This is a genomic window from Nesterenkonia rhizosphaerae (genome assembly GCF_039544555.1).
GTDB classification, from domain to species: domain Bacteria; phylum Actinomycetota; class Actinomycetes; order Actinomycetales; family Micrococcaceae; genus Nesterenkonia; species Nesterenkonia rhizosphaerae.
Window position 1 is genome coordinate 221097 of record NZ_BAABLW010000002.1, and the last position, 25192, is coordinate 246288.

The window sequence follows — 25192 nt, forward strand, 5'->3', positions numbered from 1 at the left end:
CTACCAGCTCATCTGGGTTCCGCCGACACGGTCGGCTTCGATCTTTTCCTGGTATCCGGATTCTGCATAGGCCCGCATGGGGTTCCCGGGCAGGCCGCGGGACTCGCGCCAGGCCGCCAGATCAGCGCGCACATCGGTGTAGAACGCATCCATGAACACCTCATGGGCACCCAGCACATTCCCAGCCTGCTGGGCCTGATTCAGCGCATCGCGGTCCACAAGCAGGGCACGGGCGGTCATTTCCTGAACGTTGAGCACGCTGCGGATCTGGCCCGGAATCTTCTTCTCGATGTTGTGGCACTGGTCGAGCATGAAGGCCACACCGGAGTCGGGCTCATAGCCACCGCCGCGAATGACCTCAAAGAGGATGCGGAAGAGCTGGAAGGGGTCCGCCGAGCCCACGATCAGGTCGTCGTCGGCGTAGAAGCGGGAGTTGAAGTCAAAGGAGCCGAGCTTTCCAACGCGCAGCAGCTGAGCCACGATGAACTCGATGTTGGTGCTGGGCGCGTGGTGGCCGGTATCCAGGCAGACCATGGCCTTCTCGCCCAGGGACTGGACCTGCACCAGGGCGGTACCCCAGTCCGGAACGTCCATGTGGTAGAACGCCGGTTCGAAGATCTTGTACTCCAGCACCAGGCGCTGCTCCTCGCCCAAGCGTTCATAGATCTTCTGCAGCGACTCGTTCAGCCAGTCCTGGCGGGCGCGGATATCAGCCTGGCCGGGGTAGTTAGAACCATCGGCCAACCAGATCTTCAGATCCTGAGAGCCGGTGGCGTGCATGATGTCGATGCACTCGAAGTGGTGATCCACAGCCTTCTGACGGATGGTTGGATCATGGTGGGTCAGGCCGCCGAGCTTGTAGTCGTCGTCCTGGAATGTGTTGGAGTTGATGGTGCCGATCTCCACGCCCTGCTCGCGAGCGTAGTCCGTCAGCGCACTGTAGTCCTCCACTTTGTCCCAGGGGATGTGCAGCGCCACCTTCGGGGCGAGCCCGGTGAAGCGGTTGACGGTGGCGGCGTCGGCGATCTTCTCCTCCACAGTGCGGGGGGTGCCCGGGGAGCCGAAGACTTTGAAGCGGGTTCCGGAGTTGCCGTAGGCCCAGGAGGGAACCTCGATGGCCTGGTGCTCCAGCTGGGGGGCGATCTGCTCGAAGGTGGTCATCTTTCCTCAGTTCTCGAGTGCATCTAGCTGGTCCTCCAGGTGGAAGACTTCGGTCAGTTCAAGGAAGCCGGTGTCCGGCCGGGCGCCGTCGAGGTCCACGAAGAACTCGCTCATCTGGGCCTGCCAGCGGGCGTTGACCTCTTCGGCCTCCATGGCGGCCTGGGCGGCTTCGAGGGACTCCAGCTCGACGTAGCCGATGAGTAGGCCATCCTCGCGCAGGAACAGCGAGTAGTTGTGCCACCCAGAGCGCTTGAGCGCCCGCAGCATCTCGGGCCAGACGGCCCGGTGGTGCTCGGTGTACTCCTCGAGGCGCTCGGGTTTGACCTGGAGCTGGAAGCAGACTCGTCGCACGGATTTCCCTTAATTGAATCGTTTTAATGATTGATGTCATCGTATGGCGAGCATCACAACATGTCAAGGATAATTCTCCTCCTCGCCGCATGCCGCAACGCTGCCAGGACTAGGATGCGGGGCGGTCTCCGGTCAGTGCTTCAGCGCCGCGCGGGCCGAGGGTCTTCTCCTTGTGCAGCACCTGGGGCATCCGGGAGACCCAGAACCAGCCAATGAGTCCAGCCACCAGCAGCACACCAGCGATAGAGAAGAAGAACACGGTGATGCTGGCATCGAGGATGACCGGAGTCAGCAGGGCAGCGCCGGCTGCCACTGCACGAGTGAAGGCAATGGCAATGCCCTGGGCGGCCCCGCGGTACTCGGTGGGGAAGATCTCCTGAGACCAGATTTTGAACATGGGCTCTCCGGAAGGCTGCTGGGCGAACCAGAACAGCGCCGCCATGACGAAGACCGTGACCGTGGTGACTCCCAACATTCCCGGCAGCGCCCAGGCCAAGATGGCCAGGACCGTACCGACCAGGAACAGCGGCATGCGCAGCGGTGTATCGCTGAAGCGCATGACAAGGAATGTGCCGACCAGGCCGATGAGTACCGCCACCACGTTCAGCAGTGACGCGGTGGAGACTGAGGCGCCGCCGACGTCGGTGAAGAGGAAGATCGCGAACTGGCCGTTGGTGTTGGCGGCGATGTTCTGAATGCCGTAGAAGAGGGAGACGCCGATAAGCGCCCAGATGTAGGTTCGGCCGAAGAGGACCTTGAGGCTGGCGCGATCGATAGTGCCGGTCTCCACAGCGTTCTTCTTGTCCTGCCACATCTGGGACTCCGGCAGGCGCCAGCGCAGAACCAGGACCACTAGAGCTACAAGCAGAAGGTGCCCGTACATCAGACGAGCGCCGTCGACGCCCATATTGCCGGCAAAAATGCCGATGACGTTGACGATCGGAATCACGATCATCCACAGAGCGTGCGACAGAGTGACGAACTTTCCCTCCTCGCCCTCCGGTGCAGACTCAGCGATCATCGCCAGTGAGGGAGGAAGGTCCGCCCCCGACGCAAAGCCCAACAGCAGGATGCCCAGATAGAGCCATCCCACTCCTGGTGCCAGCACCAGAATTGCGGCGGCGATGACGTAGAGAATCAGCGTCAGAGTGAAGACTCTCTTGCGACCGAAGCGGTCAGAGAGCGGTCCGCCGATCAAGGCACCGACGGCGATCATCGCAGTCAGCAGCGCAGAGAGTTGGCCGTACTGAAACTCAGTGAAGCCGAATTCCTCACGGTAGAGAACCAGCGCAGTGCCGGTGGTGACAATGGCGCCGGCGTCCATATAGGAGGCCATGCCGGCCACGCCAGCGGTCCACCACGCCTTACGACGCTGAGCAGGGTTGAGGGTCTGTGACATCGTTGTCCCCTTGGTCTTCAGTCTCGAGGTCAGCCCACGTGACGTGCATCAATGATGTGCATCACGTGATAGCAATCACCCAGAGAGTAGTGGGGATTGAATCGATTTACAACCGGCTGTGAATCTCGCCTCCGCAGTCACCGGCGTGACAGTCCCGCGGGAGCGGTATTCTGACCTGCATGGCTGTGGCGCAGGTCCGTGATGTGGCGAAGAAGGCCGGGGTCTCGCCGGCAACGGTCTCCAATGCCCTGAATCACCCGGAGAAGGTCTCAGCAGCCACCCTTGCTCGCGTACAGGCTGCCATCGATGATCTCGGCTATATACGCAATGACGCCGCTCGCCAGCTGCGTGCTGGCTCCAACCCGGCCGTGGGGATGATTGTGCTCGACGCCGCGAACCCCTACTTCACCGATGTGGCGCAGGGCGCTGAGCAGCACCTGGCCGAGCTCCGCCGTCCGCTGCTGCTGGGCAACTCTGCCCAGCGCGAGGATCGTGAAGCGACGTATCTTGACCTGTTCGAGCAGCAGCGCGTGGCTGGAATTCTCATCGCCCCCGTGGGCAATGTACTGCCACGCCTGCGCCGCGTCCGAGACCGGGGCACAGCCGTCGTCATCATCGACCGCAATGCAGGTGCCGACGAGTTCTCCTCAGTCTCCGTGGACGACAAGCAGGGGGGCCGACTGGCAGCAGACCACCTGCTGAGCCAGGGAGCGCGCAGAATCGCGGTGATCGGCGGGCCCGGCGGATTGCGCCAGGTCCAGCACCGCCTGCGCGGGGCTCAGCAGCGGATTCAGCAGAGCCCTGAGGCCTCCGTGGAGTTCCTGGAGACCGATGCCATGGATACCGAGTCGGGACGCCGCAGCACCGAAAGCCTGCTGGCCCGCCCCCTCCATGAACGTCCCGACGCTCTTTTTGCCACCAATGACTTAGTGGCCCTGGGATGCCTTCAGGCGCTTGCACACCACCGAGTCCGCGTGCCCGAAGACATCATGCTCTTAGGCTATGACGACATCGCCTTCGCCGCCTCGGCCACCATTCCGATCACCTCCGTCCGCCAACCTTCGGCTCGCATGGGCCTGCAGGCGGCAGAGTTGCTCCGGCTCGCTACCGAAGACCCGCAAGCTGCTGTCCAGCACACGGTCTTCCAGCCGGAACTGATCGTGAGGGAATCAACTTCGCGAGAATAGCTCTTGTCATACAAGTCGTGCAGACTTAGAGTTCCTGTATGACATATCGAGCCGATGCCATCGTCGCCATCACCCTGTCCTCCATTCGCCTGCCGCTGGCCGTGCCCATCTCCGACGCCAAGGTTTTCACTGGTCGGCAGAAGCCCATGACCGAAGTGGCCATGCTCTTCGCAGAGATCACCACCGAACAGGGCAATGAAGGAATTGGCTTCAGCTACTCCAAACGTGCCGGAGGGCCCGGACAGTTCGCCCACGCCTGCGAGGTTGCGCAGAACCTCATCGGCCAGGACCCCAATGACATCGCCCGTCTAGTCACCAGCCTGACCTGGGCAGGCGCTTCAGTAGGCCGCTCGGGACTGTCCACCCAGGCGATTGCGGCCTTCGACGTCGCCCTCCACGACCTGAAAGCCAAACGCGCTGGACTCCCGCTGGCGAAGCTGCTGGGTGCCCACAGGGATTCAGTCCGCACTTACAACACCTCCGGCGGCTTCCTCAACGCCTCGCTGGAGGAGGTCAAGGACCGCGCGAGCCAGGCCCTGGCCAACGGCATCGGAGGAATCAAGATCAAAGTCGGCCTGCCGGACAGCCGTGAGGACCTTCGCCGGGTGGCCGCGGTGCGCGAGCACATTGGTGACGACGTGCCGCTGATGGTCGATGCCAATCAGCAGTGGGACCGTGCCACTGCCCTGCGCATGGGCCGAGCCCTGGAGGAGTTCAACCTCACGTGGATCGAGGAGCCGCTGGATGCTTACGACGCCGAGGGCCACGCCCGTCTGACAGCCACTCTGGACACACCTATCGCCACCGGCGAGATGCTGGCCTCTGTCGCTGAGCATCAGCGACTCATCGACGCCCGGGCCTGCGACATCATCCAGCCGGATGCCCCGCGGGTCGGCGGCATTTCTCAGTTCCTGCAGTTGATGACGCTGGCAGACCGCGCCGGTCTGGACCTGGCACCGCATTTCGCCATGGAAATCCATCTCCACCTGGCGGCCTGCTACCCGCGTGAAACCTGGGTGGAGCACTTCGACTGGCTGGATCCACTTTTTAATGAGCGCCTGGAAACCCAGCAGGGCCGGATGATCGTTCCTGATCGCCCCGGCCTCGGTATTACACTCAGCGAACAGGCGCGCGCCTGGACCACTGCCACCGCGCATTTCGGCGCGGCATAATCCCCCCCCACCCGCGGGCCCTACGGGGATGCGGGTCAGACGCACCGGAGGAGTTCCATGACTAGCCGCACTGAGGCGCTGGCCCAGCATCTGCGCGAGGAGATCGCCTCCGGACGTATTAGCGCGGGCCAGAAGCTCCCCAGCGAGGCACAGCTGCTCAGCGAACATGGAGTCAGCCGCACCGTAGTCCGCGAAGCACTGGGGCGGCTCGCCGCAGAAGGCCTCATCCACACCGTCCGGGGTTCAGGCTCCTATGCGCTGACCGTGCCCACCGAACCGCATACGACGGCGACGGCGATCCCCTCCAATCACGCAGAACGGCTCGAGCTGCTGGAGTACCGGATTGCGGTGGAGACCCAGACTGCGGCGCTGGCTGCGCAGCATCGCAGCCAGCAGCAGCTGCAGGAGATGACCCAGACCCTGGAGAAGTTCTCCTGCGCTGAGGGACCAGGCGCCGCCGTCGCCCTGGATTTCCAGTTCCACCAGCTGATCGCTTCAGCCTCGACCAATGGCTATCTACTACGTGCCCTCGAGCAGGTCGGCCCGGCCATGATCACCATGCCGCGCGGGCGCATCAGCGGACACACGGAGTCTCGTCACGATGCGCATAAGGAGCACCGGCAGATCCTCAACGCCATCGCGGCAGGCTCTCCGCAGGACGCTGCCGCGGCCATGCGCACGCACCTAGCGGCATCACGCAGTCGGCTAATCGTCGACGCTGATCCCGACACCTAGGCTGTCTCCTCCTACACAAGCACTTCGCAGCTGTGATCCAACACACTATGATGCTCTAGATAGCAAGATTCACCGTCGAGTCATGCGTGGGGAGCATTATGTTGACTTTAGATCAGGTGCGCAGCTTTGTTGCTGTCGCTGAGGAGCTTCACTTTGGCCGGGCCGCTGAGCGGTTGAATATGACTCAGCCCCCGCTGAGCCGACAGATTCAGAAACTGGAGCGCACTGTCGGTGTACAGCTGCTGGAGCGCGATAACCGCAAAGTCTCACTGACCACAGCCGGCCGAGCCTTCTTGGAAGACGCCCGCAAGCTACTGGTCAGCGCCGAACAGGCACCTCTGATGGCGCGCCGCATTGCCCGCGGACAAGCCGGTGTGCTGCGCATCGGCTTCACCGCGGCCTCCGGCTTCAGCGTGCTGGGCCAGCTGCTGTCGCTGCTGGCCGAGGAGCTGCCGGATGTGGAGATTGACCTGCGCGAGGAAGTCACCCGAGGCCAGATCGCCGCACTGCAGAGCGGGGAATTGGATATGGGACTGGCGCGGCCCCCCATTCAGCGCGACCTCTTCGATTCGCATCTGCTGCGCTCAGAATCCCTGCTGCTTGCGGTACCCCACGGGCACCCGCTGACTCAGCGGCAGGATCCCATCCCGCCGTCGGAGCTTAAAGACGTCCCGCTGATCATGTACTCCCCCACCAAAGCGCGGTACTTCTACGACCTGCTGGTACGGCTCATCCCCATTCACCACACCAACATCGTCCACCAAGTCAGTCAGATCCTCACCATGATCTCCCTGGTGGCTGCCGGACGCGGACTCGCCGTGGTGCCGGAATCCGCCGCCTCACTAGGTATCAGTGGGGTCAGCTACCTCCCGCTGGAGAAACCGGCTCAGGACGTCGTCGAACTCCATGCAATCTGGCGTCGAGAACACCGGAACCCAGCGCTGACCCAGCTGCTGTCTGTCTTGGAGGAGCGTGGCCCCAACTGGGTCTCAGACAGTCATGCCACCGGGACATAAACCCATATAAAAACAACCTTAGACGGGGCATCGCAGCCGTCCTAGAGTCACAGAGGATAAGCCTGATGACCAACAAAGGATGCCTCCGTGCCGAACTACACACCCAAGGAACTTGCCGACCACCTCAAGGACGGTCTTCTCTCGTTCCCTGTCACAGCGTTCACCGCTGACCATGCCTTCGATGAAGAGACCTACCGGGCTCATGTGAACTGGCAGGCCCGACAGGGCGTTGCTGGCCTGTTTGCCGCCGGCGGTACCGGCGAGGGCTTCAGCCTGAGCCAGGAGGAGAACGCGCGCGTCGTACGCGCCGCTGTGGAGGAATCCGGTACCGGGGTGCCGGTGCTCGGCTCCGCCGGCGGCCCCACCTTCCAGGCGGTGGCTAACGCCAAGGCCGCTGAAGCTGCTGGAGCCGAGGGTATTCTGCTGCTTCCCCCTTACCTGACCGAATGTGACCAGCAGGGCCTGGAAGCTCATGTCTCGGCAGTCTGCGAAGCCACCTCCGTGGGCGTCATCGCCTACAACCGCGCCAACGCCGTCTACTCCGCCGATACCGTCGCCCGGCTGGCTGATAAGCATGAGAACTTCATCGGCTTCAAGGACGGCACTGGTGACATCGAGTCCGTGACCCGCGTGGTCGCCACTGCTGGCGACCGGCTGTTCTACCTGGGCGGTCTGCCCACCGCCGAGACCTTCGCCCTGCCTATGCTGCAGCTGGGCATGAGCACCTACTCCTCTGCCATGTACAATTTTGTACCGGAGTTCGCTCTGGAGTTCTATGCTGATGTGCGCCGACAGGACCGTGCCGCTGTTACTGAGAAGCTCAACCGCTTTGTGCTCCCCTACCTGGAGATCCGCGACCGCGTGAAGGGTTACGGCGTCTCGATCGTCAAGGGTGGCCTCAAGGCTGTAGGGCGCGACGCCGGACCGGTCCGTCCGCCGCTGCAGGACCTCACTGAGAAGGATCTGCAGGACCTCTCCGACCTGATTGATGCAGCAGGCATCCGCCCGGTCTCCGAGAGTCCTGCGCTGACAACCGTCTGATCCCACCAGCTACCCGTCAAGGAGCTTGACCATGACTGACACGCTGAACACCACCACTGAGACCGCACTGTCCGGACACTCGATCATTGCTGGACAGGAGGTCCCGGGAAGCGGACGGACTGTCAACGGCTACAACCCCGCAACCGACGAGGCACTGGAGCCGACCTACACGTTGATCGACGAAGATCAGCTGCGCCAGGCGACTTCGGCTGCCGCTGAGGCCTATAAGTCCTTCTCCACCCTGGACCCGGAGACCCATGCGATATTCCTGGAGCGCGTGGCGGACAACATTGAGGCCTCGGCAGAGCAGCTGACCCCCCGGGTGATGGCGGAAACCGGCCTGCCAGAGGCCCGGGTGACCATGGAGCGCGGGCGCACTGTCAACCAGCTTCGACTCTTCGCCAAGGTGGTTCGCCAGGGTGATTTCCGCGGCGTCCGGATGGACACCCCAGACCCGGAGCGCAAGCCGCTCCCCCGTCCAGATGTGCGCCAGCGCAAGATCCCCCTGGGTCCGGTGGCGGTCTTCGGAGCCAGTAACTTTCCGCTGGCCTTCTCCACCGCAGGTGGGGACACCGCCTCAGCGCTGGCCGCAGGTTGCCCGGTGATCTTTAAAGCCCACAACGCTCACCCTGGCACTTCGGAGATTGTCGGCCGTGCCATTACTCAGGCGATCAAGGACACCGGGCTGCACCCGGGCGTCTTCAGCCTCATCTACGGTCCCGGCGCGTCCATCGGTCAGGCACTGGCCACAGACCCCGCTATCAAGGCAGTGGGCTTCACAGGCTCCCGCGGCGCCGGCGTTTCCCTGATGCAGGCCGCGGCTTCCCGCCCCGAGCCCATTCCGGTGTACGCCGAGATGAGCTCCATCAACCCGGTGTTCTTCTTCGACGGCGCCCTTGGAGGGGACGTCAAGGCACTGGCCAAGGCCTTCCTCACCGCACTGACCGGGTCCGCCGGGCAGCTGTGCACCGTGCCCGGACTGGTCTTCGTCCCCACTGGTGAGGATGGCGATGCGTTTGTCAGCGCCGTGGGCGAGGCTATCGCTGAACTGGCCGGCACCACCATGCTGACCAAGGGCATCTGTGATTCATGGACCTCCGGTGTGGAAGAACTGGCCAAGCAGGCTGGAGTCGAGCTGGTGGGCCGCGGCCAGACTGGCGATGGTTCCAATGCTCCGGGCCCGGCCGTGTACTCCGCTGGTGTAGCCCAGCTGCTGGAGAACCCCGTGCTGCATGAGGAGATCTTCGGCGCTGCTTCGCTGATCATCCGCTATGGTTCAGCCCAGGAGCTCGTCGAGGCAACGTCCCACCTGGAGGGACAGCTCACCGGCACACTGCATCTGACCGAGGCTGACTATGAAACAGCCAAGCCGCTGATTCCGGTGCTGGAGACCAAGGTCGGGCGCATCCTAGTCAATGGCTGGCCCACTGGCGTGGAGGTCAACCACGCGATGGTCCATGGCGGCCCCTTCCCGGCCACCAGTGACTCCCGCACTACCAGTGTCGGCACCCTGGCCATTGAGCGCTTCCTGCGTCCGGTGGCTTATCAGAATCTGCCTGAGGCGCTGCTCCCGGAGCCGGTGAAGGCCGATAACCCCTGGAACCTCAACCGCCGTGTGGACGGCGAGGTCCAGCTGACTGACTAAGCGGTTTGCCGCCACAAACAGTGGGGCCCGGTACTCGTGACGAGTACCGGGCCCCACTGTTTGGCTTTTGTCTGGAGCGCTCAGCGGCGGATCAGCTGGGGCACTGACAAGAGACCTGAAGAGACATCAGCCAGCGCAAGATCCAGCGTCTGGATGCCGAACCGGCGACCGAAGCTGGCTTCGGCCTCAGCCACCATCTGCCCCAGATGTTCATCTGCTGCCAACTGATGGCTGGTTACATTCCCCACCACCAGCACCAGCTCATGCTGGCCGGCACTAAGCCGCCCCAGTGGCAGCGTGTAGGGCGGCTTCCACAGCACACCGAGGTCCTCCCCATCCAGATAGACCCTGGCGACTACGCCCACCGGAGGCTGGACCTCTGCGCGGAAGGAAGCCTCCATCAGGCCTGCGGCTCCGGGATCCTCCAGACGGTGGTGTTCCACCGACCCGAGATCAAGGATCACCTCCTGATTCTCAGATACCTCGAAACTGGTGCTGTAGCGGGCGCTTCCGGAGTAGAAGGCGCGCTGCGGGTCGTCCTCCCAGCGGTGCGGCAGCTCCACCGCACGCGGCTGCGACTCGTCTGAGAACTGGACCTGCCAAGTATCCAGAGCCAACGTGGGTGCGCTGGTGGTCTCGGTGCTGTTTATCGTGACGCTGGCGTCTGCACCGGTATCCATGCCGGTGCCCACACTGGACTCCACCAGGATCGTGGCCTCATAAGGGGCCAGCGAGAGCTTGAGGCTCTGGCCGGTATGCCGAGAGACCACCGCACCGGTCTCCGGATCCCACCGCTCCAGCACCGGCGCGCCCTGCAGAGTCAGTTCAGGCTCCACATACCTCGACGACGTATTGGCCACAAAATGTACCCGCAGTCCTGCGCCGGGCCCCGCGTCTTGCCCGGATCCGATCTCCCGTGTGGTGACAGCGACCGCTTCATTGCGCGCAGCCGCGGAGGTGGCACGGATACGCACTGGTCCCTGCAGATGCTCCACGACTTCTTCGACGGTCTTCGCTGATGTTCCGATACCGGCGCTCCCGCCGAAGTCCAACACTGTGCCCCCGGCGTCCTGTACTTGCTGAAGCCAGTGACGCGTAGGCTCAGGGATGTCGGTAGCACGCGGGAGCACCACCACGGGGAAGCGCGTAGGGTCCAGCAGCGTCACCGCGTCGTCGTCGAACAGGTCGAAGTCCGGTCCGGCCGTTCGCACCGCGTGCGGAAGCTCGTCGCCAATATGCAGTCGCGCTTCTTTGTACAGATCCGCGCGCCCGGCCTCGGCGAAATGGGCGTAGATATCGCGGGCAGGCACATAGATGCCCACCTGGGACAACCGCTCCCCCTGACGCATCAGCCAGGAGAGTCGGGTGAGCGTAGCCCACAGAGCAGGCGCCGCGTCCCACCAGGCATTGCGATCATCAAGAGCGCCAGCGGCATAGAAGACCCGGCCCAGTCCATTTTCTGCCGCCGGACGAGGGGAGTTCGGCCATCCGTGACCGATGAACTGGTTGATCCCCATCAGCAGGTGATCCTGCGCCTCGGCGAGGATGTCCAGCGGCGTGGAGCGGAAGGACGGGGAATGGGTCCAGGTCCAGGTTTCGGATGAGATGACCTGACGGCCATAGATCTGCCCGGCCGAGCTGGCCCATCGGCAGGCGCTGATGATGTCCCAACCCCACCCCTCGCCTTCGAAGGCGTCAGCGTGACGGTAGGAGCTGACCGTCGCCGGCGGCTGGCCGTAGCTCTGAATGCGGAACTTAAGCCCCTTGGAGCGTGCCCAGTCACCGACGACGGCGATGAAGTTCTCTTCCAGCAGCTCGGTGAGGGTCCGGTAGTAGTCGGCACGAAAGGTGCGCCCAGAATCTTTGCTGAATGCCAGCTGCCACAGCTGCGGCAGCGGGTCGTATCCGCGCCTAGCGGTGAACTCCTCAACTAGTCCCGGCGTCCAGTCTGCCTCGTAGACCTCCAGGCTGTCGCAGAACACTGTGCCGATACGCTCCGGACCGGCTGCGGCAACAAGCGGTTCTGCCACCTCAGCAAGATGTCGCAGCGCCGCGTCCTTCGAAAGATGGTCAAGAGCCCAACCTTCAGCCCCTGACGAGGCCCTCTTGATGCTCTGCCGAGTCAACCGGGAGACCGCGATCCGGACAACCCGGGGACCGGTCCCGTCCGGAATCAGCAGCGCCTCGCCGTCGCGCTCCAGCAGCGTGAGGGACTCGGGCTCCTCGGAGCGGGTGCCGTTGCCGATGTACCCAGCAATGAGCTCATCACCTGGCCAGACAGTCGGCAGAACGATCCGACCAGGCCCGGGAGGCACTTCTTCCCGCTCCCAGTGGATGCGCCTGGCGGCCGTAGTCTCGTCGATATGGGGGCCGCCGAAGGGCCATCCTGAGCCCAACGTGAGATCAAAGCGCAGATTTCGCTGCGCAGCCGATTCAGCGGCGAACCGCAGATCCTCGAGGAACTGCTCCGAGAGGAAACGGTCGCTTTCACCGCTCATGGGATAAACGAAAGCCGCCTCTACTCCGCCAATGCCAGCCGCGGCCATGGCGTCGAGGTCATGCAGCAGATCCTCCCGGCGCAGGTGTGGGCCGAACCACCACCAGCGCATCATGGGCCGCGCCTCAGGTGAGGGGCTGCGGAACCCTTCCAGCAGGTCCTGAATGGTCTGCGGCTGGTCAGCCAATGAGATCCTCCAATTCTTGATATGCCGCTTCCGCGGCGTCCCGGGTGCTCATTCGGCCGAAGAACACTTCCTGCTGGTAGCGGTGCAGGACTGCACCGACGTTGCCGAACCCGGTGGCCGGCACTGGCACTGGTGGGCCAAGCTCGTCCTCGATATCGGTGATGAACTGGGCTGCCTGCCGGTTTGCCTCGTCCATCTGCTCCATCAGGGCACCACGGATCTCGGTGTTGGCGGACAAACCACGGTCAGTCATATTGATCACTGCTGAGCGCTCATCATTGATGAAGAAGTCCAGGAACGCTTCCACTTCTTCGGGGTGCTCGGTCTGCGCCGAAGCTGAGACCATACCGGTGTTGTACCACTGCTGGGCATCTTCCACGTTGCCGGTGTCGCTGGGCAGCCGCAGCAGCACCAGCTCCTCCCCCGCCGCATCTGTCAGCGCACCCAGCAGATTGGTCCAGCTGAAAGCCATGGCCGCACGGCCGGTAGCCTCCAAGGACTGGTCCTGAGATACGGACTCCTGTTCGACCATGACTTCAACCGGCGGGAATACCTCGTCCTGACGGAGCGTGTCGAGCCATTCCAGGTACTGCTGCAGATCGGCCTCTGCGAAGGCCAGCTGCCCTTCGTCGTCGTTGACGGCGAGCCCCTGCTGCCGCAGCCACGCCTGGAACAGCTGCGGTTCCTTTGGTCCGGCGGCGCCGTAGACGCCCTCCAGCGCCTCGCCGATCTCTTGTGAAATCTGGGAGTAGTCATCCCAGGTCCAGCTGGTGTCATCGGGCAGCGGCACTCCAGCTTCTGCGAAAAGCCGCGGATTGGCCACGATCGCTACAGCGTTCACCCCTGAGACCAGCCCGTAGTATTCGCCGTCGATAGTTCCGGATTCCACGATTTCTTCTGGAATCTGACTCAAGTCCACTCCAGAGAGGTCCATGAGCGTGCCACGCTCGCCGTACTCGCGGAGATAGGGGGCATCCATCTGGAAGATGTCGGGAGCGTCCCCGGCCGCCATTTGGGTATTGAGGGTGTCCCAGAATCCTCCCCAGTCGCGGAACTCGATCTCCACATCGACCTCCGGATGCTCGGTACGGAAGGATTCGATGATCTCTTCAGTGTTCTGCACCCGGGTATCGGAACCCCAGAAGGCGAATCTCAGACTGACCTGCTCCTGCTCGTCCTGGGTCTCTGTGCCGCTGCCGCAGGAGGTGAGGGCGACGACGGCGACCAGCGCCGCCGCGGCGAGCGCCCGGGTGCGGGAAATGTGTGTGCTCATAGTGTTCTTGTCCCTTCCGGTCGCTCACCTGCAGCGGCCCTGAGTTCGCGAGGTCAGCTGCCGAGGTTGCTCTCGGCGTCGGCAACGAATGCCTCGGCTGCCTCAGCCGGAGTCATACGTTCGAACATGACTTCCTGCAGATACCGGGTGTAGGAATCAGAGATTGCTCCATAGCCCACTGGCAGCATCGGTTCGGGGTCAGTGATCTCGCCTCCGAGGCTGTCAATGAGCTCTGCGACGACCTGATCCTGCGCGTCGACCTGATCCACGACGGCAGCACGGACTGTTTCATTGATGGGCAGGCCGCGGTCCATCATGTTGTGCAGACCGGCTTCTTCTGTGTTGATGAAGAAGTCGATGAAGAGCTGGACTTCCTCCGGGTGCTCAGTGCCGGCGTTGCCGGCGATCAACATGGTGTTCTTGAACCACAGACCGTTGTCCTCGGCATTGCCGGTGGGGCTGGGCATACGCAGCGGCACCAGGTCCACTCCGGATGCGGTGGTCAGTGCTGGAAGCTGGTTGGTCCATGAGGTGCCCAGTGCCGCACGTCCAGTGGCGATGAGCGAGTCTTCCATGGTGGCTGACTCCTCTTCCACCATCAGGGATGCGTTGGGGAGAGTTCCCGCCTGGCTCCAGTCATAGAGTGTCTGGAACCACTCCTCGGTCTGCTCCACGCTCAGGCCGTACTGGCCATCCTCAGTGAACAGATGCTCGCCCTGCTGGCGCGCCCACACCCGCATGACCTGCATGATGGGGTTGTTGGTGCCGAACGCTTCGGTCTCCTCGTGGATGGTCTGAGTGATCTCATCAAAGTCATCCCAGGTCCAGGTGGTGTCATCTGGCAGCTCGACTCCAGCCTCGTCGAAGAGCTCTGGGTTTGCCATCATCACCAGCGCATTGACGCCGGTAGGGATGGCGATCTGCACGCCCTCTGCCTGGCCGCCTTCGAGGATGGTGGGATCGATGTCGGAGGTGTCGATGTCAGTGAGTTCCAACAGCACACCGCGGTCTGCGTATTCGCGGATGAACTCATCGTCAAGCTGAACGATGTCAGGGGCGTCACGCGAAGCGAACTGGGTAGCCAGCAGATCCTGGTATCCCGCCCAGTCGGCGAATTCACCCTCCACGCTAATGTGCGGGTATTCATCTTCGAACGCTTCGATGATCGCCATGCTGTTGGCCTGGCGGAGTTCGGAACCCCACCAAGCAAAGCGCAGCTGAACCTGCTCCTGGGAGTCCTCGTCTCCGCCGCCTTCGGCATTGTTGCCACCACCGCAGGCTGTCACCGCCAGCAGGGCCACGGCCGCCGCTGCTGCCGAGAGCCTGGTGAACTTCTTTGTTCCGGTCATCGTCATCCCTCGCAAACGTATGGGTCCCGCAGAGCTGCGGAAAGTGCCAAGTGAATCGTTACAATCTGGCGACGATGAATCTGTCGACCAGATTGGGAGACAGCCTATGTGTGACCTAGAACACAGTCAATGAATCGGTTTAATTAATCTGGTGCAATGCGGGTATCATGCGATACCCGTTACGCATGAGGGCTCCGCGAGCCTGTCCACCATCAGTACAGAGGAACCGCAGTTCGATCAGTCCGGATACTGCCCCAGGCAGCCGCGACAGCCACTGCTGCGATCCACAGGAGCTGAATAACAGCAGAAAGCGGCGCCCACAGCATGATGAAGGTCACTGTGCCGAGAACCAGTAGGGCCATCACCGCGGCCACCACTGCCGTAGCACGCTCGCCCGTCCTTGAACTCCAGCGGGAGAACGATCCCACCACTGCAGCCATGATCCCCGCCACCAGACTCATCGGCAGAACCATGATGGTGTAGTGCCCGACCGCTGCCGCCAGGTGCGCGCCACCGATAGTCCCCGACAGCAGGTCCCAGATCAGCTGGATGACGACGATTCCTAGTCCTGCTGCACCGGCCGAGAGGGCACAGTAGAGGATTCTGCGGCCGAACCTTGTCGGCGGCACATCGGGGTCAACAGCCATGAGACTCCTTGCTTCTTCGGCAGACGCTGCTCGTCCGCCAGTGACGGTTCCTACTCTTGCATGAACGCCCGGAGCCGGATGCCCCCACGTGAGGGACATCCGGCTCCGGATCGACATAAAGGGTGGTGCCGGGCCGATTAGTTCAGCTCGGACTCCATCTCGCGAATCATCGACTCCGCTGCCTGCTCCGGAGACTGCCGCTCGAAGAAGACCTCGATCTCGTAGCGGTAGAGAATATCCTGCAGAGCGGAGAAGCCCATGGCGGGGACAGGCTCCACAGGCTGCGCGCTCACCTCGTCCTCGACGCTGCTGATGAACTCAGCAGAGTCCAGCTCAACACCCTCGAGATCTTCCAGCACTGCTTCACGGACCTCCATATTGGCAGGAAGGCCGCGGTCAGTGCCGTTGATGCTGGCTGCTTCAACGTTGTTCACGAAGAAGTCGATGAAAGTCTTCACCTCTTCAGGGTGCTCAGTCCGAGCCGATGCCGAAAGCAGCATTGCGGACTTGTACCAGAGGCCGTTCTCTTCAGCGTTACCGCTCTGTGAGGGGAAGCGCAGCGGAACCAGATCCTCACCGGATGCCTCGGCCAGACCAGCCAACTGGTTGGTCCACCAGTATCCAAAGGCGGCACGATTGGTGCCGGTCAGGGACTGGTCCGGACCTGAGTTCTGATACTCAGACAGGACGGCTGCCGGAGGCAGACCGCCGTCTTCCATCAGCTGCAGGTAGTACTCGAAGTACTCGACAACGTCGTCGGCCTCGAACCCGAGTTCGCCTTCCTCGGTGGTGAGGTGCTTCCCGTGCTGGCGCAGCCAGATCTGGAAGCCGCCTGGTTCATTCGGGTCAGCGGAGCCGAAGGCTTCAGTCTCCTCGGAGACCGTCGCAGTGATCTCGGCGTAGTCGTCCCACGTCCAGGTAGTGTCATCGGGCATCTCCAGCCCGGCCTCTTCGATGAGGCTGGGGTTGGCCACCAGCACCAGGGTGTTCAGGCCAGTGGTGATCCCGACCAGCCCGGCGTCAGTGGTGCCGTTCTCGATAGTGGCCTCATCAAACTGTGAGGTATCCACATCGGAGAGGTCCAGCAGCGCGCCGCGGTCGGCATACTCGCGCAGGTACTTATCGTCCATCTGGATGATGTCCGGAGCATCGCCGGCAGCCGTCTGGGTGGCCAGCTGGTCCCAGTAGCCGGCCCAATCGCCGAACTCGGCATTGATCCGGATATCGGGATGCTCCTCGTGGAACATATCGATGATCTCGTTGGTGGTCTGCACGCGGTGGTCGGAGCCCCACCAGGAGAAGCGAAGCTCAACCTGGCCGGAGTCGCCGCCCCCGTTGGTATCGCCGTCGGCGTCGCCGCCACAAGCGCTCAGCGCCACGGCGCCGATCGCGGCCGTTGCGACCAGCTTCGAGAGTCGGGTGATTCTCATGTCAGTCCTCTTCATTGAGCGGTGGAGTGTCCAGGGATTGTGACAGGAGTCACCTCCCCGGGGTCACTTGACTTTATGTGTGTGACTCAGAGCACGTCAACGCGGATCCGGGCGATTTACGTTGCCCCTTGAACATGTCGCGATACGCGGCGGGAATGATGCCCACGGAGACCGGACCCCTCAGTCGACCGGAAGCCACACCCGCATTGTTGATGGACCACGATTTCCCCACCCGTAGTACGGGATGAGCGGGATCCAGGCCGGGTCGGCGTCGTCGTCCTCGCGTGATTCTGAGTCTTGACCGGCAGGTAGTCCGCCCTGGGAACCGGCATAGGGCCATTGGCTGTCGTGATGGTCAACATACCGTACTGGAACCAGGACTACTCCGTCGGATTCGCGCAATGGGTGCCGGGCATCCACTACCACCTCGGAGACTTCTCGTTCCCGTAGGTCAGCATCTGCCGAACCGTAAGTAAGGTCCACAGATTCCAGTGCCAGGACCAGTGGCCCCCGCTCAACGGCGACGTGCCCGCGCACTGCATCAACGCGGGGATCTGCACGGGTCCATCTGGGTTCCACCGGCAGCTGCAGCTCGATACTCTCACCGGTCCTCGGGCTGACCGGTACCCGCAGGACCCCGGGACCTGCGTTGAGTACCGATCCGTCCGGCAGCACCAACCGTGCTTCCGCTGCCCACTGAGGAATCCGTAGAGATAAGGTCCAAGGTCCCTCCGGAGCCTGAACAACTTTGCAGGTCACGCCACCGGCAAACGGATACTCCGTCTCCACCACGACTTCGATCTGCTGGCCCGCCTGCGTAGTTGCCGATATGGTGCTGGGCACATACTGATGAATTTGGAGGCCGGTGGCATCAGTGCTCGCGATGTAAGCGCCGAGTGACGCCAGCGTGCGCGTGAGGTTTGTGGGGCAGCAGGAGACATCGAACCACGGTGCCCGCATCCCGGATGCCGCCCTATGACTCGGCTGATCCGCAGGCGGCACCTGACCGCGGTGCCGCTGGTGCAGCGTATTCGTATAGAAGAAGCTGCGGCCGTCTTCGGCAACAGCTGCGGCAATCACATTGAACAGCACACGCTCGACGGTGTCTGCATGGAGCGGGTCGCCGGTGGCGAGAAGCAGTCGCTGGCTCAGTTGGACCGCGGCGATGCCAGCACAGGTCTCTGAGTACGATCGGTCCGGCGGGAGGGCGAAGTCGGCCCCGAAGGACTCTCCTTCATGCTGTGCGCCCATACCGCCGGTCACATATGTCCGGCGGGCAAGGGTGTTGCGCAGCTGATGTTCCACCGCATCGAGCAGCTGCGCATCCTGGTCCTCAACGGCCAGGTCCACTGCCCCGGAGGAGAGGTAGAGGGCACGAACAGCATGTCCGCGCAGCGTATCGGCCTCGCGCACTGTGATCTCATCCTGGAAGTACTCCTGACCGAAGAAGATCTTTCCCAGCCCTCCCCTTCCCCGACGTTCGATGAACATCCGGGCCATGTCCAGATATCGCTGTGCGGCTGTAAGTCTCCACAGTTCCACCAGAGCAGTCTCAATCTCCGGGTGGCCGCAGGTGCGCAGATCCTGCTCATCGCCGAACTCCCGGCAGACATGGTCCGCCGCGGCGATCGCTGTGTGCACCAGCAGGTCGTCTCCTCCGTTGCGGGCACGAGCTACGCCTGCCTGGATGAGGTGACCGAAACAGTACAGCTCGTGGCCCCACTCAAGATCGGAGTACCGCGGATTCTGGCCGGGCCGGCCGAACATGGTGTTCAGATAACCGTCGCTCTCCTGGGCCAGCGCCACCCGCCGGGCCAGCGCGTTGAATCGCCGGTCCAGCTCCGCATCTGCGCTGCGGCCAATCTCCCAAGCCATGCCCTCAAGGAGTTTGTAGACCTCGGAATCGGAAAACTCTCGTCCGCGCCGCTTCTGCGGCAGCCCACCATTGACGGCGTAGTCGAAGTTGGCCGCCCACCCCATCCTCTCCACCCACTCTTCGGCGTGCGGGATGGTGGTCTTCCTGTTTAGCTGCTGGCGATCGCCCCAGAAACCGCCACTGATCCTGACGTCGTCAGTACCCAGAGGCTGAAGCACTGAGGACGTGGGAACAATAGGGTGCCGCGGCTGCAGGCGCTGTCCTGGGCCCAGTTCGGTGGCAGGCGATTCTGCATGGAATGTCATCGTGGGAACTTCTTTCAGAGGTCTACTTCACGGCGCCGACAGTAAGACCGTCGCGCAGCAATCGATAGCTGGCGGTGAAGACGATCAGGATCGGGATGGAGGTCAGGACGGCCAGGGCCATGAGTCCGGGCCAGTCAATGCCGAAGGCAGAGACTTGTTGAGACAGCAGTGCAGAGAGCGGGTAGCCTCCGGGGCTGAGCAAGAAACTCACTGCATAGAGGAACTCGCCCCAGGCGAGAAGAAACGTGATTGACCCGACGGTCAGCACACCATTTCGGGCTAACGGCAGGACAACCGACCAGAACGTGCGGAACACTCCCGCACCGTCCAGGGCCCCGGACTCTTCTAGGCTCATGGGGACCGCCCGGAAGAAAGGGCGCAGCAGAAGCGTAGCGAAGGGCGTCAGCAGCGCTGTGTCAGCAATAATCACGCCGGTCAGCGAGTCAAGGAGACCCCAGTTGCCAAAGAGGCCGAACAACGGGATGACCTGGGCTGTCTGCGGCATCATCTGCAGGATGATCAGCGCCACCAGACCGAGGGAGATTGACCAATGTGCCACCCGGGCCAGGGCATAGGCGGCCGGAATGGCGATCAGCAACACCATGGCGGTCGTACCCGTGGCGATCAGGACCGACTGAATGAGCGCATCGTAGAGACCACTGCCCAGGGACCGGCGATAGGCCTCCAGCGTGGGCTCGAAGATGATCGCTGAATCAGCGGAGAAGACATCGGCGCTGCTTTTGAAGGACGTCAGCGCGATCCAGGCCAGAGGCACGCCGTACATCAGGGTGAAGGCCAGTTTCACCAGCACAGCTACAGGTCCGGCGGTGGTCTTCATCCGCTGCGCTCCTCACGTCGAATAGTCCAGGCATAGGCTCCAGCCAGGATTAGGACTCCGGCCACGGCGAGGAACGACGTCGCGGATCCGAGACCGTAGTCGTAGCGGTTGAAGGCCTGCAGGTAGCCCAAGAAGGGAAGGGTGGCTGTGGCTGTACCCGGCCCCCCGAAGGTCATGACATAGATGAAGTCAAAGCTCCTGAATCCGTAGACCACGGTGAGCACAAACAGCACGAGCGTGGTTCCCCGTACTGCCGGGAGCATGATGTAGCGGATCTCCTGGAACCTGCTGGCTCCATCAACTGCTGCTGCCTCGAAGACTTCCGGCGGGATAGCCATCAACGCGGCACGAAAGACCAGCGCATTGAACGGAATAACGGCGAAGGCCGCCACACAGGCCACCGAAATCAGCGCCCATTGCGGGTCATAGAGGAACGGTATGGGCCGCGAGACTCCGACGGCGGACAGTGCCGTGTTGAACAGTCCCCGTTCGGCCAGCAGAAACTTCCACACCGATCCATTGACTACCGGGGGAAGCGCCCAGACGAAGACCATCAGCGCTAAGAGCCCTGCGGACCACCGACCGGCTGTTCGTAGGGCGATGGCGGCGATGAGGCCGAGCAGCATGCCGCCGACTGTCACGATCAGGACCACTACCAGCGTTCGCCCGATGGCCGCAGTGCTTTCCCCGGCGCTGAACCCGCGAAGATAGTTCTCCCACCCCACGAAGTCCCAGTCGGCAGCGTGGAGCGTCCTTTGCGTGACGTCGTGAAGGCTCATCCACAGCAGCTGAACCAGCGGGAACACAGCAAAGAGCAGCATGAAGACCGCAGCTGGGATGAGGAAGATGATGTATCGGCGTGATTGTTGCCACCTGCCGGTCCCCGGTCGCTTGGACCGGGGACCGGCAGTACCAGCGCCGACCTCACGGGGCACAACTGGCGCTACCCGAGCTGGCGGAGCATGAACCACCATCAGTCAAGGAGCCCCTCGAGCGTCGCGATGATGTCAGCGGCGGCATCCTCTGGTGACTTCTGCTTGCCGATGACGGCACTCCAGGCCTGTCCCATACCGACCTGCAGATCACCCACAGCTTCAGGCGGCACCACGGGATCTGGATAGTTGGCACCAAACCTGGCTACGGTCTCGCTGAATGGCGCCAGAATCTCATCCTCAGTGACCAACTCATTCTCAGCGGCGTCCTCGCGCGAGGGGAGGGAACCGACTGTCTCGAGAGCCATCAGCTGGCCTTCGGAATCGAGATAGGTCTGCTCGAGGTACTGCCACGCCAGGTCTGGGTTGGCCGAATTGATACCGATCCCCTGTCCTTCGCCGCCGAGATACACGCCTCCGGTATCACTCAGTGGCAGGGCTACTACCCCGTACTCGAAGTCAGCGTCAGCCGCAGCATTCCCGCGCTGCCAGTTGCCGTTGATAGCGAAGGCAGTCTCCCCGGCGGAGAACTCTTGGAAGGGCACGGTTTGGTCCCAAGTGACGGCCTCCTGGGAAAGCCAACCCTCGTCGACCCAGGTAGCCACACGGGTCAGGGCTGAGGTCAGGGCAGCTTCGTCCAAATTCTCGTAGTTAAACCCGGCGTCGCTGAGAACAGGGTATGCCTGCCATTCGCCTTGCGAGTTGGGCAGGCCGCTAACGGTGATACCCCGGTACCCTGCATCCTCGGCCTCAGCCATGGCATCTTCGAGCTCGTCCATAGTGGTGGGCGCTTCGAGCCCTAGTTCCTGGAGGATCTCGGCGTTGTACCAGAGGCCCAGCAAGTTGACGTATCCCTGCACGGCATAGAGTTCGTCATCCATGCTGTGCAGCACCGAGTCCTGGACGAGATCCGCGTCGGCAAAGCCGGACCAATAATCATCGAGCGGGGCCAGGGCACCGCCCAAGGCCAGGACTGAGGTCTCGGCACCGTTGAATACGGCAATATCCGGGCCCTCACCCGCTCCCGCGGCGTTCACCAGTCTGGAGTTCATCTGATCGTAGGGGATGTAGACATTGTCAACGGTGACACCGTCGTTGGCTGATTCGAATTTGTCCTTATACGCCTCCATCAGTTCTACCTGGGCGTCTTCGGCGAAGTAGTGCCAGACCGTGAGGGTCTGTGGCCCTTCAGCCTCCGCGGCGCCATCTCCGCCGTTACCGTTTCCACCTCCTCCGGTGCACGCAGTCAGGACAAAGGCTGCTGCTACAAGGGAACTTCCTAGAACACTCGTGCTGCTATGCCTCACGATGACCTCCTCAGGGTGGGTGTGTTGAGTGCGAAGTGGGTGGACTCTCAGAACAGAGCGGGGATTAAGAAACCGAACGAAAACGTTTTCGCTCACCGTAACAGTGACCTGCGTCACATACAAGGGTTTAGTGCGCGCGAATATCCACTAGACTGGCGCTATTACTACGGAGGAGAAGGTCTCATTGAACGTCTGGTCAGAAACTCGCAGAAAACGAGTTACCCTGCGAGACGTCGCATCCTTGGCTGGCGTGTCTCCCAGTACGGCCTCGAAGGCGCTGAATGATCGCCCCGGCCAGGTCAGTGCGGCTACCCGAGAACGTGTGCGGGAGGTGGCGGATCGGTTGGGGTTCACTCCCAACGTCCTTGCCCAGTCCATGCACTCCCGGCGCACGGGCACTGTCGGCCTCATCACCGATGACCTAGAAGGACGCTTCAGCCTTCCCATCCTGATGGGGGCCGAGGATGCTTTCGGCGCCCACCGCACGTCAGTCTTTCTCTGCGACGGCCGAGGCGACCCGATTCGGGAGTCGCACCACCTGAAGGCCCTGATTGGGCGCGATGTGGACGGTCTGATCGTGGTGGGAGCACGCCCAGATGCACGCGCCTCGCTCAGCCACCAGGTCCCGGTTCCAGTGGTCTATGCCTACGCCCCTTCGCAGAACCCAAATGACCTCTCTGTGGTTACCGACAACGTCCAGGCTGGAAAGCTGGTTGGCGATCACCTGGTGGCACTGGGAATACGTCATATTGTTCATATCGCTGGAGATGCTACGTATTCAGCAGCGCAGGAGCGCCATCGGGGGGTAGTTGAAGCCCTTCGCGCCCATGACCTCTCTCTAGCGTCACCAACGATGTTCGGCTCATGGACCGAAACGTGGGGCCGAGCAGCAACGCGCAGCCTCTTAGAAGGCTCGGCGGATGTCGATGCGATCATTGCCGGCAGTGACCGCATAGCGCGCGGGGTGCTGGAAGCTGCGCAGCAGCGCGGCCTAAGGATCCCCGAGGACATCGCGGTAGCGAGCTTCGATAACTGGGAGCCGCTGGTCAGCGGAGCTCAGCCGCCGCTGACCAGCGTTGATTTCGGGTTCAAGCTGATCGGCAGACGTGCGGCACAACTGCTGTCCCAGGCACTGGACGGACCCCCACCGGCACACTTGGTTGAGACGGTGGGGCCCCGTCTAGTGATCAGAGAATCCTCGGCCGGAGCCTAGCGGCAAGACATCGACGACGCCGGAACCTAAGTCAGTGGGCGGCCGCGGCGCCGAGAATATGCATCAATCATGCCGACTCGACGTCGATCTCCACCACAGCCCAGGACAGTGCTGGCAGCTTCAACTGAACACGACCGTCCTGGATGCCCACCTCCTGCAGGGGTACCAGAGTCACCGCGTCCTGGTTGTCCTCTACGTTGGCCAGATGCCGGTCGCCACCTTCGGGTACGCACAGCACCTCTGCGGAGGCGATGCTGCGCGCAGTGAAGCCTGGCAGCTTCAGTGAAACCTCACCGTCCTCCTCCAAGGACCGATTAGCGACAAAAAGGGCTAGCTTTCCGCGTTCCTCATCCCAGGTGGCGGCAGCATCTACGGCGTCGACCTCCCCGAACTTCTTGGTGGAGACCTGATCAGAGACCAGTGACAGCTGCATGATCTGCCCCCGGGCCAGAGCGGCCATCCGTGCGAAGGGCCAGAACGACGCCTGACGCCAGGCGGGGCCTCCCTCCTCTGACCGGATCGGCGCGATCACATTGACCAGCTGCGCCTGGTTGGCAATACGCACACGGTCACCATGGCGCAACAGGCTGTGCAGCAACGTGCCCACCACCACGGCATCGGTGACGGAATAGGTGTCTTCGATAAGCCGGGGGTGGGTCTTCCAGTCCCTGGCTACCTGGTGCGGCTGGTCCTCAGTCTCCAGACCTCGCTGGTACCAGACGTTCCACTCGTCGAAGGAGATGTTCACCTGCTTGGTGTGCTTGCCCGCTGCTTTGACCGCGTCGATGGTGCTGATCACCCCGTCGATGAAGGCGTCCATGTCCACACCTTCAGCCAAGAAACTCGCCGCGTCGCCGTCGTGCTCCTGGTAATAGGCGTGCATGGAAACGTAGTCGACCTCCTCGTATGTGTGGGTGAGGACGGTGTGCTCCCATGAACCGAAAGTCGGCATCTGTCGGTTGGACGAACCCACGGCTACCAACTCGATTGTCGGGTCCACCAGCTTCATGGCTTTAGCGGACTCCTGGGCCAAGCGCCCGTACTCAGCGGCAGTCTTATGCCCGATCTGCCACGGCCCATCGAGCTCATTGCCCAGGCACCACAGCTTGATGTCAAAGGGATCTTCTGCCCCGTTCTTTCTCCGCAGATCAGACCAGTAGGTACCGCCGGGGTGGTTGGCGTACTCCACCAGGGAACGGGCAGCTTCCACGCCACGGGTGCCAAGGTTGATGGCCTCCATGATCTCCACCTCGGCTTCGCGCGCCCAGTCGACAAATTCATGCAGGCCGAAGGCGTTGGTCTCGATGCTGTGCCAGGCACCATCTATGCGCACCGGACGATCCTCCTGCGGACCGACACCGTCCTCCCACCGATAGCCAGAGACGAAGTTCCCCCCGGGATAGCGGATCACCGTGGGACCCATCTCCTTGACCAGCTCCATCACGTCCTGCCTGAATCCGCGTTCGTCGGCACGTGGGTGCCCGGGCTCATAGATTCCGGTGTAGACGCATCGCCCCATATGCTCCACAAAAGAGCCGAACAGCCGGCGCGGGACATCGGCCACCGTGAAGTCCCGGTCAATAGTGATCGTTGCGTAGGGCATGTCTCTCCTTGAGTTTCTCTCTGGGACG

Annotated in this window: 20 protein-coding genes; 7 read left to right on the plus strand and 13 right to left on the minus strand. The window is 62.5% G+C overall.

The window, feature by feature from the left end; genetic code table 11:
• From rhaI to ABEA23_RS02515, 3 genes are all read right to left on the minus strand, one after another.
• Positions 1–1161: an L-rhamnose isomerase gene (gene rhaI / locus ABEA23_RS02505; RefSeq protein ID WP_345476508.1), complete on the minus strand. Its 1161-nt coding sequence runs from the start codon at positions 1159–1161 to the stop codon at positions 1–3.
• A gap of 6 nt (positions 1162–1167) precedes the next feature.
• A complete protein-coding gene (locus tag ABEA23_RS02510) occupies positions 1168–1512 on the minus strand; it encodes an L-rhamnose mutarotase (protein ID WP_345476509.1) in 345 nt (114 codons plus the stop codon).
• A gap of 109 nt (positions 1513–1621) precedes the next feature.
• Positions 1622–2911 (minus strand): MFS transporter, encoded by a 1290-nt coding sequence (locus tag ABEA23_RS02515; protein WP_345476510.1) that lies wholly within the window; start codon positions 2909–2911, stop codon positions 1622–1624.
• Positions 2912–3090: 179 nt separating this feature from the next.
• Here ABEA23_RS02515 and ABEA23_RS02520 point away from each other — a divergent pair, with 179 nt between their 5' ends.
• From ABEA23_RS02520 to ABEA23_RS02545, 6 genes are all read left to right on the plus strand, one after another.
• Entirely contained in the window at positions 3091–4098 is a 1008-nt protein-coding gene (locus ABEA23_RS02520) for a LacI family DNA-binding transcriptional regulator (protein ID WP_345476511.1), read from the plus strand.
• A 38-nt stretch (positions 4099–4136) separates the two neighbouring features.
• Positions 4137–5270 (plus strand): L-talarate/galactarate dehydratase, encoded by a 1134-nt coding sequence (locus ABEA23_RS02525; protein WP_345476512.1) that lies wholly within the window; start codon positions 4137–4139, stop codon positions 5268–5270.
• A 57-nt stretch (positions 5271–5327) separates the two neighbouring features.
• On the plus strand, positions 5328–6005 hold the full coding sequence (locus tag ABEA23_RS02530) for a FadR/GntR family transcriptional regulator (RefSeq protein ID WP_345476513.1): 678 nt from the start codon (positions 5328–5330) through the stop codon (positions 6003–6005).
• Positions 6006–6103: 98 nt separating this feature from the next.
• Positions 6104–7021, plus strand: a complete 918-nt coding sequence (locus ABEA23_RS02535) for a LysR family transcriptional regulator (protein WP_345476514.1) — start codon at positions 6104–6106, stop codon at positions 7019–7021.
• A gap of 87 nt (positions 7022–7108) precedes the next feature.
• Positions 7109–8062: a 5-dehydro-4-deoxyglucarate dehydratase gene (kdgD, locus tag ABEA23_RS02540; RefSeq protein ID WP_345476515.1), complete on the plus strand. Its 954-nt coding sequence runs from the start codon at positions 7109–7111 to the stop codon at positions 8060–8062.
• A gap of 31 nt (positions 8063–8093) precedes the next feature.
• Entirely contained in the window at positions 8094–9707 is a 1614-nt protein-coding gene (locus tag ABEA23_RS02545) for an aldehyde dehydrogenase (NADP(+)) (protein ID WP_345476516.1), read from the plus strand.
• Positions 9708–9787: 80 nt separating this feature from the next.
• On the opposite strand, the gene ABEA23_RS02550 is transcribed toward ABEA23_RS02545, so the two are convergent.
• The 9 genes from ABEA23_RS02550 to ABEA23_RS02590 all read right to left on the minus strand — a co-directional run bounded on the left by ABEA23_RS02550 (position 9788) and on the right by ABEA23_RS02590 (position 22348).
• Positions 9788–12391, minus strand: a complete 2604-nt coding sequence (locus ABEA23_RS02550; RefSeq protein ID WP_345476517.1) for a glycosyl hydrolase — start codon at positions 12389–12391, stop codon at positions 9788–9790.
• Entirely contained in the window at positions 12384–13664 is a 1281-nt protein-coding gene (locus ABEA23_RS02555) for an ABC transporter substrate-binding protein (protein WP_345476518.1), read from the minus strand. The genes ABEA23_RS02550 and ABEA23_RS02555 overlap by 8 nt, the downstream gene beginning before the upstream one ends.
• A 53-nt stretch (positions 13665–13717) precedes the next feature.
• Complete coding sequence (locus ABEA23_RS02560; protein ID WP_345476519.1) at positions 13718–15013, minus strand: ABC transporter substrate-binding protein; 1296 nt, start codon at positions 15011–15013, stop codon at positions 13718–13720.
• Between the two features lie 212 nt (positions 15014–15225).
• Positions 15226–15660: a hypothetical protein gene (locus ABEA23_RS02565; RefSeq protein WP_345476520.1), complete on the minus strand. Its 435-nt coding sequence runs from the start codon at positions 15658–15660 to the stop codon at positions 15226–15228.
• A gap of 137 nt (positions 15661–15797) precedes the next feature.
• Positions 15798–17090, minus strand: a complete 1293-nt coding sequence (locus tag ABEA23_RS02570) for an ABC transporter substrate-binding protein (protein ID WP_345476521.1) — start codon at positions 17088–17090, stop codon at positions 15798–15800.
• Positions 17091–17270: 180 nt separating this feature from the next.
• Complete coding sequence (locus tag ABEA23_RS02575) at positions 17271–19271, minus strand: glycoside hydrolase family 127 protein (RefSeq protein WP_345476522.1); 2001 nt, start codon at positions 19269–19271, stop codon at positions 17271–17273.
• A gap of 22 nt (positions 19272–19293) precedes the next feature.
• On the minus strand, positions 19294–20109 hold the full coding sequence (locus tag ABEA23_RS02580; RefSeq protein WP_345476523.1) for a carbohydrate ABC transporter permease: 816 nt from the start codon (positions 20107–20109) through the stop codon (positions 19294–19296).
• Positions 20106–21044 (minus strand): carbohydrate ABC transporter permease, encoded by a 939-nt coding sequence (locus ABEA23_RS02585; RefSeq protein WP_345476524.1) that lies wholly within the window; start codon positions 21042–21044, stop codon positions 20106–20108. The genes ABEA23_RS02580 and ABEA23_RS02585 overlap by 4 nt, the downstream gene beginning before the upstream one ends.
• A gap of 38 nt (positions 21045–21082) precedes the next feature.
• Positions 21083–22348, minus strand: coding sequence for a sugar ABC transporter substrate-binding protein (locus ABEA23_RS02590; protein WP_345476525.1), 1266 nt, complete (start codon positions 22346–22348; stop codon positions 21083–21085).
• Between the two features lie 184 nt (positions 22349–22532).
• On the opposite strand from ABEA23_RS02590, the gene ABEA23_RS02595 reads away from it, so the two are divergent.
• The gene (locus tag ABEA23_RS02595) at positions 22533–23561 is read left to right on the plus strand and encodes a LacI family DNA-binding transcriptional regulator (RefSeq protein ID WP_345476526.1); all 1029 of its coding nucleotides are present in this window, start codon (positions 22533–22535) and stop codon (positions 23559–23561) included.
• A 67-nt stretch (positions 23562–23628) separates the two neighbouring features.
• On the opposite strand, the gene arfA is transcribed toward ABEA23_RS02595, so the two are convergent.
• Positions 23629–25164, minus strand: coding sequence for an arabinosylfuranosidase ArfA (gene arfA / locus ABEA23_RS02600; protein WP_345476527.1), 1536 nt, complete (start codon positions 25162–25164; stop codon positions 23629–23631).
• Positions 25165–25192: the final 28 nt, after the last annotated feature.

Coding starts and splice junctions, on each gene's coding strand:
- rhaI (WP_345476508.1), bottom strand. CDS start 1,161: ATGACCACCTTCGAGCAGATCGCCCCCCAGCTGGAGCACCAGGCCATC.
- ABEA23_RS02515 (WP_345476510.1), bottom strand. CDS start 2,911: ATGTCACAGACCCTCAACCCTGCTCAGCGTCGTAAGGCGTGGTGGACC.
- ABEA23_RS02520 (WP_345476511.1), top strand. CDS start 3,091: ATGGCTGTGGCGCAGGTCCGTGATGTGGCGAAGAAGGCCGGGGTCTCG.
- ABEA23_RS02525 (WP_345476512.1), top strand. CDS start 4,137: ATGACATATCGAGCCGATGCCATCGTCGCCATCACCCTGTCCTCCATT.
- ABEA23_RS02530 (WP_345476513.1), top strand. CDS start 5,328: ATGACTAGCCGCACTGAGGCGCTGGCCCAGCATCTGCGCGAGGAGATC.
- ABEA23_RS02535 (WP_345476514.1), top strand. CDS start 6,104: ATGTTGACTTTAGATCAGGTGCGCAGCTTTGTTGCTGTCGCTGAGGAG.
- ABEA23_RS02545 (WP_345476516.1), top strand. CDS start 8,094: ATGACTGACACGCTGAACACCACCACTGAGACCGCACTGTCCGGACAC.
- ABEA23_RS02555 (WP_345476518.1), bottom strand. CDS start 13,664: ATGAGCACACACATTTCCCGCACCCGGGCGCTCGCCGCGGCGGCGCTG.
- ABEA23_RS02560 (WP_345476519.1), bottom strand. CDS start 15,013: ATGACCGGAACAAAGAAGTTCACCAGGCTCTCGGCAGCAGCGGCGGCC.
- ABEA23_RS02565 (WP_345476520.1), bottom strand. CDS start 15,660: ATGGCTGTTGACCCCGATGTGCCGCCGACAAGGTTCGGCCGCAGAATC.
- ABEA23_RS02570 (WP_345476521.1), bottom strand. CDS start 17,090: ATGAGAATCACCCGACTCTCGAAGCTGGTCGCAACGGCCGCGATCGGC.
- ABEA23_RS02575 (WP_345476522.1), bottom strand. CDS start 19,271: ATGACATTCCATGCAGAATCGCCTGCCACCGAACTGGGCCCAGGACAG.
- ABEA23_RS02580 (WP_345476523.1), bottom strand. CDS start 20,109: ATGAAGACCACCGCCGGACCTGTAGCTGTGCTGGTGAAACTGGCCTTC.
- arfA (WP_345476527.1), bottom strand. CDS start 25,164: ATGCCCTACGCAACGATCACTATTGACCGGGACTTCACGGTGGCCGAT.